This window comes from Flavobacterium sp. FG68 (genome assembly GCF_057808895.1).
Map to the genome: position 1 here is coordinate 56,499 of NZ_JBMDIY010000034.1, position 13,248 is coordinate 69,746.

The following is a 13,248-nucleotide window of genomic DNA, read 5'->3' on the forward strand; positions in this document are numbered from 1 at the left end:
TCAAAATGAAAATCGGGATTTTTTATTTCTGCAAAACAGAACCTCAACTTGTTATTTTAAATTATCCATATTTTTATTTATACAATTAATTACAATAACTTTGCAATTTCATTAAGCAACTTAGAAATAATATGGACATAGTTAAATTTAAAATTACATCAAAAACGATAAAAGTAGAAGTACGCAATTCGAATAATTATGTTTTTAATTTTAATACGGCCTTAGATATTGCAAAAGAAGACAAAGATGTTTTATTGAAACTTTATCATGCATTAGATCTTCTGTTTAAGAAAGAAACTCCTCCGGAAAATAAAAATTACATTTCGCCAAATCAAACTAATATTCTGGATCAGATTTCGGCTGTTGATAATTTAGAAAACGAAGAATAAATAGTTCCCTATAAAAAAGAAGCCCTTAAATTTTTCTATTTAAGGGCTTCTTTTTTAGCATTATTTTTAATCAAATCGTTCTTTGTATTTTTTAAATAAAGTATTCATTACCAAAAGCACTACTCCAACGCCTAGTAAAACTAAGGCTCTTATAAGGAAATCGGCATTTGATAAATCGAAAAACATTAATCGAATTACGCAGACACCAACTAAGGAAAGGGAAACGTAACGGAAATATTTTTCTTTTAGGATAATTCCGAGTATCAGCAATCCTAAAGATTCTAAAATCCAGAAGAAAGTCAAGATTCCTTTATCAAACGAAAGAAATAAAAACAATCCAATGCTAAAAGTAGCCGGGTAAATAATAATACTATTTCTTAGTTTGAAGTCTTCGAAGTATTTGTAAATGATAAAAATATACAAGGCAAGCAAAGCAAATATGATCAGATAAACGAATTCAAATTTAGCTTCGAAATAATTGAAACTCACAAAAGCCAAATGAAAGTTAGCCAGCAAATAGTAAACAATGCTGATTTCTTTTTTGTCCCCTATTTTTTTATAATAAAGCAATAAATTCACAATAGCTGTCGCTGCCCAAAATACAGGCAGCCATTTATGTTCCAGCTGTGAGAACATAATAATAGAAAGCCAGATGTTTACAGCAATTTGATAATCTAGCTGCAATGATTTAATAAACTCTTTTTTCTTCGTCAGGAAAACTAAAACAATTAACAATACAATTGCCGAAAGCTGTAAAACCCAATCCTGCAAAGTAAAATGGTTGAGTACTTTGATGCTGTAATACACCGAAGTTAAAATAGATAAAAGCCCAATAACCAATATTGATTCTGAAGCCAATTCTATTTTTTTGTATAAAATCAAACCAAAATTAAGAATTGCCAAAAACATAAATAGTAAAGGCAGATAGACTATTTCTACCTGAATAAATAATAAAGCAATTATCCATAAGTTTTGAATTAAAGGTAAAATTGCAATAAACATTTTCCCTTCTTCTTTCTGGCTCTTCATCTGCAGATAACTATAAGCCGCAGATATCAATACACTTATGGTTTGTGTGATATAAAGTATATTTTTATTCAACGCTTTATCTGCATCAAAAACAGCTAAATAAATACTTAAAAGCACGCAGCCTATCAACAGTACAAAAGAATAGATATTATAGCGTTTCACTTTTTCGGTTTTTTGGAAAATCCAAAAAGTGACCAACGCTAAACTTCCTAAATAAACCGGAATATAATCTATTTGAATACAAGAGAATCCAAAAACCAATGCATTAAAAAGAATGAATTCAGAATTTAGTGTACAGAAGTTTTTCCAGTCTGAAATTTCTTCATTCGATTTATTTCTGATTTTATCTGCAAACAAAATATAGACTTCTATAACAGAAAGTCCAACGGCGGTTAGAGCAATTTCGGTATAACTTAAAAACTGGGTATTGTATAAAAACAAAGCGCTGCCGAATATTGAAAAAGCAAGACAAAAAAGATACAATAACACTTGATTGTCATTAGAAAGTAATTTTCGTTTAAACTGAATCCAAAGAAATTCGTGATTTATTAACGCAGCAACAAATAACCCAAAAACCTGAATAATAGTATAACCGGCTAAATATTTATAAGCAAATAAAACCAACAAAGCATTTACACCAATAATTCCGATGGTTTTTATAGTATGCTCATTGGTATAAAATAATTTTACAAACCAGTTAAAGGTTATTACGGCAATAATTCCTAAAGCAAAAACCAGGTCTAAATTAGATTTAGGGTTTTGGAAAATTAATACTAAACCTGCAATAATGGTTGTGTTTAAAAATAGGAATCGTCCTAAATCAAAAGTATTGGTTTTGAATTTGAATCGTAAAAAACACCACAATAAAGCAAGGAGTACAAGAGGATAATAAAACGAAATTTCGATTGTATGATTCCAGCTTACAAAAAACAATGTCGAAAACAGCACAGAGAAAATTCCGTTTAAGCTCAAATCTTTCTTAACAATTAAAGAATCGATTTCTAAAAACTCTTTTTTTACCGCACAGAAAACAGGAACGATTAAAGTAATTAAAGTCATAACAATCACCGACACAAAAGTACTGGTGTTATTCGTTTGTTCAAAAGGTGAATTAACCTGAACAATAAAGAACCCAAAAATAATTAAACCTAAAATATGATTAAGGCCTAAAAATATTTTATGCAGTAAAGTTTCTCCGCTTTTGTAAACGATAAATAAACAAGTAATAACCAAAAAGTACAATGCGCAGGCAATAACATCAAAACCTACTTTCCAGTCGTTAAGCATAATAATACTTAATGAGAAAAGTAAAAATGAAACCATTCCGTCTAAATGATACAGCCAGTAAATCTTTTTCTTTCTCGCAAAAAGAGCAGCAAAAAGACAAAGAATTCCCGCAGCAAACAAAACAAATATTTTGATTTTACTTCCGGTTGAATGCAAAATTAAACCCAAAGCAAATAAAATCCAGTTGGTAAGATGTGTTATAAAAGCAATTCGGTCAAAGCGTGTATTGGCATAAATGCTTCGGTACTGCATGTACATGCAGCTTAGCGAAACCAAAATAATACCCAATATCGCAAATATATTTTGTGACGGACTGAGACTATGTGCTCCTTGTGTAAACCAAATATCAAATATTATAAAGGCTGAAATAACAATCAATAAATGATATTCCCATTTTTCTTTGTACGATAAAATAATTCCTGCCGTTGCCGTTAAAGCTGCCAGCAAAAATGTAATCAGGAGTTTTTCTGGAATAACGCATAAAACCAAAATACTTAAAATGACATGAAGCGATAAAAAAGTCTGCTGTTTTATGATATACCCTACGTATAAATTTATCGCAATCCCAACCCCAATGAGCGAATATGCGAGCGGAATACTTTCTATAAAAGTAAGCGCCGGGATTTGCGAAGCGCCAAAACATCCAAACAAAAATAAACTTGCTCCCGCACTGCGAAGCCAAAGTCCCGTTTTAAACCATTTTTCTTTTTTCTTTAAAAAGAAATAAGAACCCACTAAAACTCCGGAATAAAGCCAAAGAATTAAAATTCTAAACATTGGCGAAACTTTCAAAGCTGTATAAATACTCAGATAACCAATTCCTAAAACCATTATGGCAGTTCCTAAAATTCCCGTCCAGTTTTCGGCAAACTGCTGTTCCAGTTTTTTTATAAAAATTGAAAAAGCACTTTCTACATACACTTCTTCTTCCTTCTGCTGATGTTCCGGCTGTATTTCAAATTCAGGAATTGACGGCGTTTCGATATTTTCTATCGGTTCAGGAGTTTCTTTTTCTTCAACAATTTTGTTGGTATCGCGAACAGGAATTCCTTGTGAATCAAAGCTTAAAGCAATTTTCTCTAAAGCTTCTTCACTAATCCTATTTTGTTCATTTTCAAGAACATCGTCAAAACTACTAACAGGTTCCGAAATAACTGGAGGTAAAACTTCAGCTGCTGGCGCAGGATTTTCTTCAATTTTTTGCGGTAAATCAACAGCCGTAAAACCAGATTGGGTAATCTGTTTTTTAATCTCACTAATTTCATTTTTTAAAAAATTGTAATCATCTCTGCTTTTTCTATAAAGAGAATCCAGATGTTCGTTTTCTTCTTTTACTTTAGAAAGACTATTAAACAAGACAACAATACAGACAAATAAGACAAAAAGTATAAAGTACTCCATAGTTTGAATTTTGATTTGGCGAATGTAAGAATTTTACACCTATTTAGTTTCTGCCAAATTTCTTCCTAAAATAGAATAGATTTTTGAATTTAAGACTGTAATTAGAATTAAAATAAAAAAGTCAGGTTTGATAAACAAAAAACCTGACTTTTTTAAAATACTTTGAAAACTACTCAATCAAAGTTTATTATTGATTTGCTCCGCCATTTACAAGTAAATGCTGACCATTTACGAAAGAAGATAAATCACTTGCAAAAAATTCAGCAATATTAGCTACATCTTCTACTTCTGCTAATCTTCCCATTGGACAGCTGTCGATTAATGATTTTCTTAATTCAGGATAACTGTCTTCATCTGCAAAAATTCCCGAATGATCTACAGCAAACGGAATAATCGTATTTACCGTAATTCCTTTATGTCCAATTTCTTTAGATAAAACATCAACCATATATCTCGGTGTAGTTTTACTTCCGCCATAAATCGCCATTCCCGGAATTGGGAAAGCCGTTGTACTCGAAGCGATGTAAATTATCCTTCCGTTGTTTTCTACTTTCTTTGCGGCTTGCTGCATCGTGAAATAAGCGCCTTTTGTATTGATCGAAAATAATTTATCAAACTGAGATTCTGTAAATTCAGCAACCGGAGTTTCTACCATTTCGATTCCGGCGTTCGCCACAACAATATCAATTTTTCCAAAAGCTTTTATGGCTTCATCAAATAATCTTTCGATATCGGCAACTACACTTACATCGGCCTGAACAGCGATTACTTTTACGCCCATTGCTGTAATGTTTGATACTACTTCATCTGCAGAAGCTTTGTCTTTTGAATAATTGATTACAATATTGGCACCCAATGATGCGTATCTTTCTGCAATAGCTTTTCCTAAACCTCTTGCTGAACCCGTAATTACTGCGACTTTATTATTTAATATTTTCATGATTTTTAAATTTTAATTGTTGAATGATTTTGATACGATTTGAAGTGAAGAATCATTGAGCCAGGCAAATGTAAATCCTGCAATTACCGGAATCAGAAGACTGACAATAGCCACAAATTCAAGTTCCGGATGTACTCCGAAAATGATGATCAAGCCGATAAACCAAGCCGGAATACTTTTTAAACCTTCTATTTTGGATAAAAAAGACAATGAACCGATGAATAAAAATACCGCCAGTTGAAAACCTGCAACTCCAATTATACTTTCAAAAAATTTGGCTGATATCATTATTCCCACTCCCATCAAGATTCCTAAGATTATTTGTACGAAGACCGGAATAGAAGTTTTAATCGATTTTCCGAATAAATAATAACTTACCCAAGCCAGAAACATCGTCCATGTTGGCCATTGCAGCATGAAGGCAACGGTAACGGCAGCAGCGCCAAACAATCCTAATATTATAGCGTTTATGTATGTTTTCATAATTTTTAATTTTAAGATTAAGCCATTCCGCCGTTAACACCAATATTCTGCGCATTTACCCATTTTGCCTCATCAGAAGCAAGGAATACCACAACATTTGCAATATCATTTGTTTCACCAATTCTGTTGAATGCTGATAATGACGCTAATCTTGCGATAACCTCCTCAGATTTTCCAGTTGTGAATAATTCTGTGTTTGTTGGTCCAGGTGAAACGGAGTTTACATTAATTCCTCTTGAACCAATTTCTTTAGAAAAAACCCTTGTCAATTGCTCCACAGCAGATTTTGTGGCTACATAAGTCGCGTAACCCGGAAGCATAATACGATTTACAGAAGTCGAAAAGTTGATAATACTTCCGTTATCAGCCAGTTTTGTAGCTGCTTCACGCATCGTATTAAAAGTCCCTTTTACATTGATATTGAAGTGACGGTCAAAATCTTCATCTGTAGTATCTTTGATTAATTTAGTAATCATAATACCAGCATTGTTAATCAAAACATCGATTTTGCCAAAATGCGCGATACTTTCGTCAAAAAGATTTTTAACTTCTGCCGAGTTACTAACGTCTGCTTTAATGGCTAAAGCCTGACCTCCGTTAAAATTAATTTCCTGAGCCAGTTTTTCGGCAGGTTCTTTACTTCCTGCATAATTGATAATAACTTTTGCTCCGGCCTGAGATACTTTTAATGCAATTGCGGCTCCAATTCCTCTTGATGAACCTGTAATTAAAACTACTTTGTCTTTTAAATTTTCCATGATTATTTATAAATTTTGTTATGTCATTATCGACAGTACAAAATTGCAAATAGACTGGAAGGTGGTTGTTGCGAAGATTACAGATTGAAATGCAAATTTCAAAGCATACTATAAATCTGCCGACTTTCTATATTCCTCAGGCGAGGTTTTAGTGTTTTTTTTGAAGTAATTACTAAAATGTGACGTTTCTATAAAACCCAATTTATAGGCGATTTCTTTTATCGAAAGCGTAGAATTTTTTAAAAGCGATTTTGCTTCTGCAATCAGTTTTTCCGAAATCCAGTTACTTACTGATTTTCCGGTTTTACTTTTAATAACATTGTTGAGGTAATTTTCGTGCAGGTTTTGTGCCAAAGCATAATCTTTTACCCGAAGTTGTTTATCTGTTTTTCCGTCCAGTAATTCTCTAAAATGTTGTTCCAGATTTTTCTTGAAGTTTTTTACAATTTGAGAACTTTTATTTCCTTCGTAAATCGGGTTATAATTGTTCCAAAAAGCTTCTTTTATCTTCAAAAGTAAAATGACCAAAAAACTGCCAATTACTTTATTTTTTATGGAAGATGTAGAAGAAAATTCTTTTTCCATTTGAAGATAAATAGTTTCAAACTCTTTAAAATCGGTTTCATTCAAGTTTCTCGGATAAACTGTTTCCGACAATAAAAAAGGAAATTCTTTGAAGATATTGGTATGAACATTTTCTTTTAAAAAAGTTTCAGTAACCGTAATTAAATAAACATTAGTAATCTCATCCCATTCAAAAGATTTGAAATGTCCCGGATTTGTAAAATATACCGTTCCCGGTTCTGTGGTAAACGAAACATCATCTGTTGTGTATTTCCCTTTTGCATCTTTTACAAATAAAAAAGAAAAATAACTCGGTCTGTATCCAATCGATTTAAACGGCAGTACCGGATGCAGATCTTTTAAATTATTGATTGTTAAACCGTCATTGTCAATAATTTCATTTACAGGAAGTCCCATGTTTTTATAGGTATCATGTAAGTTTTTAAATAAAATTATTTCTTTAGACATTGGTTTCTCTTTGTAAGTTCAAGCGAATATAAGATTTTTTCAGAAAAGCCCATTGGTTTCGTTTTCAGCTTTCTGAACCTCTCAACAAAATAACTTTGGACTTTTCAACAAAATAACTTCTCTGCATTCTCCTGAAATTTGCCCTATAAAAATACAATCGATGATACAATCAAATCAAAAAGTATTAGTTACCGGCGGAACAGGCTTTGTTGCTATACACAGCATTTTACAATTACTCAACCGCGGTTATAAAGTGAGAACAACTGTTCGCTCGCTAAAAAGCAAAGAGAAGATTTTTGAAATGCTCGAAAACGGCGGCATTACAGATTTTAGTGATTTAGAATTTATTGAAGCTGACTTAACCAGCGATACTAACTGGGCAGAAGCCATGATAAATTGCGATTATGTTTTACACATCGCTTCGCCTATATTTTTAAGATTGCCCAAAAACGAAGACGAAATGATTCGCCCTGCGGTTGACGGAACTTTGCGTGTGCTAAAAGCCGCAAGAGATGCAGGTGTAAAACGTGTTGTAATGACATCCAACTTTGGAGCTGTCGGCTACAGTCATAAAGATAAAAATTCGCTTATTACAGAAGAAAGCTGGACAAACCCTAACGAAAAAGGACTTTCGACTTATAATAAATCTAAAGTTCTGGCAGAACAAGCGGCTTGGGATTTTATGAAAAACGAAGGCGGAACATTAGAACTTTCTGTAGTAAACCCAATGGGAATTTTTGGACCTTCCTTAAGTCCTGATTTATCAAGCGGTTTTGAATTGCTAAAAAAATTGTTAGACGGTTCGATGAAAGCAATTCCGGATATCAGATTAGGAATTGTCGATGTAAGAGATGTTGCCGAATTACACATTTTGGCAATGGAAAGCCCCGAAGCAAAAGGACAGCGATTTTTAGCATTATCAGGAGGAACAATGTCGTTAATGGAAATAGTAAAATTCCTAAAAGAAAAAATGCCGTATATAACCGAAAAGGCATCAACAAAATCTTTGCCTACCTTTATAATACGTATAACCGCATTATTTAACGATCAGGCAAAAGCGATTTTACCTTTAGTTGGCGTTTATCGCAATGCCAGTAATGAAAAAGCAAAAACAATATTAGGCTGGAAACCCCGAAGCAATGAAGAAGCGATAACAGCCACAGTGATTAGTTTAATAAAATGGAAATCTCTTAAAATATAAAAGATGAAAGTAATTATTACCGGTGCCACCGGAATGGTTGGCGAAGGCGTTTTAATAGAATGTCTTGAAAATAATCAAATAGAAGCTGTATTATATGTGGGAAGAAAACCAAGCGGAAAATTGCATCCTAAATTAACGGAATATCTTGTTCCTGATTTTCTTTCGCTAAAAAGCGATGATACCAAGCTTTCTGGTTATGATGCGTGTTTTTATTGCGCCGGAATTAGCAGCGTAGGACTTGATGAAGCCCAATACACGTATATTACTTACGATACAACAATTCATTTTGCAGAAGTTGTACTCAACCAAAATCCCAATATTGTTTTCAATTTTATTTCGGGATCGCATACAGACAGTTCTGAAACCGGAAAAGTAATGTGGGCGCGTGTAAAAGGAAAAACGGAAAATGCTTTACAAAAAATGTCTTTCAAAGCGCAATACAATTTCCGTCCGGGATTAATGAAACCCGATCCAACGCAAATTCATTTAAAAGGATTCAATAAATACATCAAATTCCTGTACCCAATTATGGGATTATTTTATACAGGCTGCGAAACCAAAGAAATTGGCCGCGTCATGATTTCGACAGCACGATTCGGATTCTCTAAAAAAATACTCGAAGCAATCGATATTAAAAAAGCCGCGAACTAAAATGAAAAAACGAATCATTAAAATCATCAAACGAATGCTGATTATTATTGTAATCCTGATCCTGATTCTTGGTTTCAGTACATGGTTATACATGCAAAAAGCAACATTTGGAAGTTTACCTTCAGACGAAAGTATGGCTCGAATTGAAAAATCATCACATTATAAAAATGGTGAATTTCAAAATAATACTTACACGCCAACTTTTGCGCCCGGTTATACTTTTTGGGGCGTAATACGAAAACAGCTTTTTGATAAAAAAGTTCCAACAGAACCTACAGGTAAAATTCCGTCTGTAAAAAGAGATTTGAAACATTTACCTGCAAATCAGAATTTATTGGTTTGGTTTGGGCATTCTTCTACCCTTTTACAAATTGATGGAAAGAAAATTTTAATCGATCCGGTTTTTAGTGATAATGCATCGCCGATCCCAAATAGTGTAACCGTTTTTGCAGGAACAAATTCGTATCATGTTGAAGATTTACCCGAAATTGATTACCTGTTAATTTCTCACGATCATTACGATCATCTTGATTATGAAACTGTTTTAGCATTAAAAGATAAAGTTAAAACTGTAATTTGTGGTTTAGGCGTTGGCGCACATTTTGAACGCTGGGGATATCCTAAAAATAAAATTATTGAAGAAGACTGGAATGATTCCATCACGGTTGGAAAAGATTTCACGATTCACACACTTCCGGCAAGACATAAATCCGGACGTGGATTCACACAAAACCAATCTTTGTGGGCGTCATATTTAATTAGTTCGCCAAAAATGAAAGTATTCTACAGCGGCGACGGCGGTTACGATACGCATTTTGCCGAAATTGGAAAGAAATTTGGTCCAATCGATGTTGCGATTATGGAAAACGGACAATACAATAAAGCGTGGCATTATATCCACATGCTTCCCGAAGAAACTTTACAGGCGGCGAAAGATTTAAACGCTAAAAGTATGGTTCCCGTTCATAATTCGAAATTTGCATTGGCAAAACATACCTGGAATGAACCGCTGAATGAGATCACTCGTTTAAATGAAAAATATCACATTCCGCTGATTACGCCTATTATGGGAGAAATCGTTAATTTTGATAGTCCAAATGTTTTCAAACAATGGTGGAAAACTAATCCTGAAAAATAAACGCTTTATGAAATATACAGAAATCAAAAGTTGTTATATAGGTCCCGAAATATCGCCGGAACATTTTATTGCAGAACATTTCTTTTTGTATCTGGCAAAAGGCACTATTGAAGGTTATGACGGAGTTAGTAAATACAATCTAAAACCGGGCGAATATTGCATTGCCCGAAAAAATCATCTCGCACGATACAACAAACAAAAACAAGACGGGGAATTTGAAAAAGTCGTAGTAATTTTTGATACGGCGTTTTTAAAAGCTTTTGCTACAAAACATAAAACCAAAGCTCAAAAAAGTGAAGATGAAGCGGCTTTTTTTGCTTTAAAGAAAACAAATCTAGTTCCGAATTTCATTCTTTCCTTAATGCCTTATTATAATGATGGCGGCGAAATCGACGAGACTTTTTCGAATATAAAACGGGAAGAATTGCTTTTGATTCTTTTAAAAGAAAATCCGCAATTGACAGATATTTTATTTGATTTTGCTCCGCCTGAAAAAATAGATTTAGAAGCTTATATGAACCGCAATTATAAGTTTAATATCAGCATGGAACGTTTTGCATATTTAACCGGAAGAAGTATTTCCGCTTTTAAACGTGATTTTGCTTCCATTTTTTCTGATACTCCAAGCCGCTGGCTCATTCAACGCAGACTTAAAGAAGGTTATTTTTTACTGGAAAAGAAAGGCAAAAAACCTTCTGACATTTATCTTGATCTTGGTTTTGAAGATCTCTCCCATTTTTCTTTTGCTTTTAAAAAGAAATACGGGTTTTCTCCTTCGGATGTTTTGAAATTGGCGAAGAAAGTCTAGAATTTTGAAATATTAGTACAAAACTCATGAACATCGATGACGTTTAAATTAATACTTTTAATTTAAGTTTTATATTAGCAACAAAAAAACATGAATTCAGAGAAAACAATACGAGAAAAAATAATAACAAATAAGTTTTTCCCATTACTATTAATGGTTCTGAATTTGTCATTTTTCTTTTATTTTATTCCAGAACATATTGCAGATGAATATTCAATATCCTTAGCTATAATTGGCGGATTAATTACTTTGGTTTTATCTTTTTGGATATTTTTTATGGTGACACCAAAATTATATGATCAAATTCCAATACCAATGGGATTATTTGGAATTAGTACACTATTCATTTTTGGTTACTTTTTTCTAGTAAAAACAACTTCTTTTAGTTCTGATCAATTATCAAAACACGGTATCGTAACTGAAGCCGTTATTGTTGACAAAACACAGTTTTATGGAAAAAGAGGAAGAACAGTACAAAATATGGATGTGCAATTTATCACAAATGACGGAAAGCAAGTAATTGCAAATATTATATTGTCTGAGAATGAATATGAAAGGTATTATGAAGGAATGCCAATAAAAATTATTTATTCTTCACAATACCCAAATATTGCGCGAATTTCATACAAATAGTATAACTCATATTAGTTTTCTTTATTTTAAAAAACAAAATATCATGTCAATAACAACAGAAGCAGAATTAATCGGAATGAAAAAGGCAAGCGAAGCTGTAGCTTACGCTTTAAGAGAAATGAGAAATTATGCCAAACCCGGAATTTCAACAAAAGAATTAGACGATTACGGCGGAAAAATCCTGAATGATCTCGGAGCAAAATCGGCTCCGTATGTAACGTATGGATTTCCCGGCTGGACTTGCATCAGCGTAAATAAAGAATTCTGCCACGGAATTCCTTCTGATAAAAGAATACTTAAAGAAGGCGACTTAATCAATATTGATGTTTCGGCAGAATTAAATGGTTTCTTTTCAGATAACGGCGGTTCGTTTGTTATTGGAGAAGATATAAACCGTCATCAAAAATTGATTGAAGCTTCAAAGGAAATTCTTCATAAAGCAATTTACAATATTAAAGGCGGTGTTCGTATTTCTGACATTGGGTTTATAATGGAAACTGAAGCCAAGAAAAGAGGTTATAAAGTCATCAAAAATTTAACCGGTCACGGAATTGGAAGAGATCTTCACGAAGCACCGCACGAAATCGCTAATTACAGAGATAAATTTAACTTAACCAGATTTAAGAAAAACTCTGTAGTTGCCATTGAAACTTTTATTTCAACAACTTCTACAATTGCCGAAACTTTACAAGACGGCTGGACAATGGTTGGGAACAAAGGTGGTTTTATGGCACAGCACGAACATACTATTGTTGTTACAGATGGCAAGCCAATTATTTTGACAGAAATGAATGAAATTTGGAATTAAAAATCCTGAAACTTCTTATAACTTTTTGATATCCTGTTATCATTCCGTTAGGAATGTTTCATTGGTAGAAAAAAATAACGATTGATGGCATTTTACGTTCCGTAGGAACGTTTGATATATTAGATTATTAAAAACGATATCAAAATCAAACGTTCCTACGGAACCTAAACGGTGATAGCAATATAATTTTTTCTACCGACGAGATGTTCCTACGGAACAGAGAAAACTTATTACTTTTTGATATTCAGTTATCATTCCGTTAGGAATGTTTCATCGGTAGAAAAAAATAACGATTGACCGCATTTACGTTCTGTAGGAACGTTTGATATGTTAGGTTATTAAAAAACGATGTCAAAATCAAACGTTCCTAGGGAACGTAAACGGTGATAACAATATAATTTTTCTACCGACGAGATGTTCCTACGGAACAGAGAAAACTTGTACTTTTTGATATTCAATTATCATTCCGTTAGGAATGTTTCATCGGTAGAAAAAAAATAACGATTGACCGCATTTTACGTTCCGTAGGAACGTTTGATATATTAGATTATTAAAAACAATGTCAAAATCAAACGTTCCTAGGAAACGTAAATGGTGATAACAATATAATTTTTCTACCGACGAGATGTTCCTATGGAACAGAGAAAACTTGTTACTTTTTGATATTCAGTTATCATTCCGTTAGGAATG

General features: G+C 33.1%; 12 protein-coding genes. 7 read left to right on the top strand and 5 right to left on the bottom strand.

Features of this window, described 5'->3' with window-relative positions; all coding sequences use genetic code 11:
- Positions 1-131: 131 nt before the first annotated feature.
- Positions 132-389: a hypothetical protein gene (locus tag ACODSB_RS19280; protein ID WP_053474453.1), complete on the top strand. Its 258-nt coding sequence runs from the start codon at positions 132-134 to the stop codon at positions 387-389.
- A 66-nt stretch (positions 390-455) separates the two neighbouring features.
- Here ACODSB_RS19280 and ACODSB_RS19285 read toward each other — a convergent pair whose 3' ends face one another.
- The 5 genes from ACODSB_RS19285 to ACODSB_RS19305 all read right to left on the bottom strand — a co-directional run bounded on the left by ACODSB_RS19285 (position 456) and on the right by ACODSB_RS19305 (position 7,319).
- Entirely contained in the window at positions 456-4,106 is a 3,651-nt protein-coding gene (locus tag ACODSB_RS19285; protein WP_488938228.1) for a DUF2339 domain-containing protein, read from the bottom strand.
- Between the two features lie 187 nt (positions 4,107-4,293).
- On the bottom strand, positions 4,294-5,046 hold the full coding sequence (locus tag ACODSB_RS19290; protein ID WP_488938229.1) for an SDR family oxidoreductase: 753 nt from the start codon (positions 5,044-5,046) through the stop codon (positions 4,294-4,296).
- Between the two features lie 12 nt (positions 5,047-5,058).
- On the bottom strand, positions 5,059-5,529 hold the full coding sequence (locus tag ACODSB_RS19295; protein WP_488938230.1) for a DUF1097 domain-containing protein: 471 nt from the start codon (positions 5,527-5,529) through the stop codon (positions 5,059-5,061).
- Between the two features lie 17 nt (positions 5,530-5,546).
- Positions 5,547-6,287: an SDR family oxidoreductase gene (locus ACODSB_RS19300; protein ID WP_488938231.1), complete on the bottom strand. Its 741-nt coding sequence runs from the start codon at positions 6,285-6,287 to the stop codon at positions 5,547-5,549.
- Positions 6,288-6,395: 108 nt separating this feature from the next.
- Positions 6,396-7,319 (bottom strand): helix-turn-helix domain-containing protein, encoded by a 924-nt coding sequence (locus ACODSB_RS19305; protein WP_488938232.1) that lies wholly within the window; start codon positions 7,317-7,319, stop codon positions 6,396-6,398.
- Positions 7,320-7,479: 160 nt separating this feature from the next.
- Between ACODSB_RS19305 and ACODSB_RS19310 the strand changes: the two genes are divergently transcribed.
- The 6 genes from ACODSB_RS19310 (at position 7,480) to map (ending at position 12,558) form a co-directional block, all read left to right on the top strand.
- Positions 7,480-8,520, top strand: coding sequence for an SDR family oxidoreductase (locus ACODSB_RS19310; protein WP_488938233.1), 1,041 nt, complete (start codon positions 7,480-7,482; stop codon positions 8,518-8,520).
- Between the two features lie 3 nt (positions 8,521-8,523).
- Complete coding sequence (locus tag ACODSB_RS19315; protein ID WP_488938234.1) at positions 8,524-9,171, top strand: Rossmann-fold NAD(P)-binding domain-containing protein; 648 nt, start codon at positions 8,524-8,526, stop codon at positions 9,169-9,171.
- A 1-nt stretch (position 9,172) separates the two neighbouring features.
- A complete protein-coding gene (locus ACODSB_RS19320) occupies positions 9,173-10,309 on the top strand; it encodes an MBL fold metallo-hydrolase (RefSeq protein WP_488938235.1) in 1,137 nt (378 codons plus the stop codon).
- Positions 10,310-10,316: 7 nt separating this feature from the next.
- Positions 10,317-11,117 (top strand): helix-turn-helix domain-containing protein, encoded by an 801-nt coding sequence (locus tag ACODSB_RS19325; RefSeq protein WP_488938236.1) that lies wholly within the window; start codon positions 10,317-10,319, stop codon positions 11,115-11,117.
- A gap of 90 nt (positions 11,118-11,207) precedes the next feature.
- A complete protein-coding gene (locus tag ACODSB_RS19330) occupies positions 11,208-11,750 on the top strand; it encodes a DUF3592 domain-containing protein (protein WP_488938237.1) in 543 nt (180 codons plus the stop codon).
- A 43-nt stretch (positions 11,751-11,793) separates the two neighbouring features.
- The gene (map, locus tag ACODSB_RS19335) at positions 11,794-12,558 is read left to right on the top strand and encodes a type I methionyl aminopeptidase (RefSeq protein ID WP_488938238.1); all 765 of its coding nucleotides are present in this window, start codon (positions 11,794-11,796) and stop codon (positions 12,556-12,558) included.
- Positions 12,559-13,248 lie beyond the last annotated feature (690 nt).